We start from the raw sequence: 844 nt of genomic DNA, 5'->3' as shown, positions 1-844 counted from the left end.
CCCCCAAACCTTTCCCCTCCCCAAGCGAAAACCCCGGAGAACGACCATGAAGATCCTGATGGTGCTGACCTCGCACGACCGCCTCGGCGACACCGGCCGGAAGACCGGCTTCTGGCTGGAGGAGTTCGCGGCCCCCTACTACGTGTTCAAGGATGCCGGCGCGGAGGTGGTGGTGGTCTCGCCCCAGGGCGGCCGCCCGCCCCTCGACCCGAAGAGCGCCGAGCCGGACTTCCAGACCGACACGACGCGCCGCTTCGAAGCCGACGCGGCGGCCATGGCGGTGCTGGACGAGACCGGCCGCCTCGACGCCGTCGGCCACGAAAGCTTCGACGCGGTGTTCTACCCCGGCGGCCACGGGCCCCTGTGGGACCTCGCCGAGGACCCGGCCTCGATCAAGCTGATCGAGACGACGCTGGCGGCCGGCAAGCCCGTGGCCCTGGTCTGCCACGCCCCCGGCGTCCTGCGCCACGCCAAGGCGACCGACGGGAAGCCACTGGTCGACGGCCGCAAGGTCACCGGCTTCACCAACACCGAGGAGGAGGCCGTCGGCCTCACGGAGGTGGTGCCGTTCCTGGTCGAGGACGAGCTCGTGCGGAACGGCGGCCTCTACGCCAAGGGCGCCGACTGGGGACCCTTCGTCGTGGCGGACGGCCTGCTCGTCACCGGCCAGAACCCGGCCTCCTCAGGCCCCGCCGCCGAGCGTCTCGTCGCCCACCTCGCCAACCGCTGAGGTCGCGGGCGCCCTCGGCGGGCGCCCGCTCATGATCGCCGCCGGCCCGAGCCGGGGCGAGCCGCCCGCATCGCGAATCCGAAGGATCCCAGCCCATGACCCAGCCCACCACCC

General features: G+C 72.5%; 1 protein-coding gene. It reads left to right on the top strand.

Annotated elements, in window-relative coordinates; all coding sequences use genetic code 11:
• The first annotated feature begins 46 nt into the window (after window positions 1–46).
• Window positions 47–730: a type 1 glutamine amidotransferase domain-containing protein gene (locus FV222_RS27815; protein ID WP_147816386.1), complete on the top strand. Its 684-nt coding sequence runs from the start codon at window positions 47–49 to the stop codon at window positions 728–730.
• Window positions 731–844 lie beyond the last annotated feature (114 nt).

The sequence above is a fragment of the Methylobacterium sp. WL103 genome, assembly GCF_008039885.1.
Classification (GTDB): domain Bacteria; phylum Pseudomonadota; class Alphaproteobacteria; order Rhizobiales; family Beijerinckiaceae; genus Methylobacterium; species Methylobacterium cerastii.
This window is presented reverse-complemented; position numbering and strand designations above follow the sequence as displayed.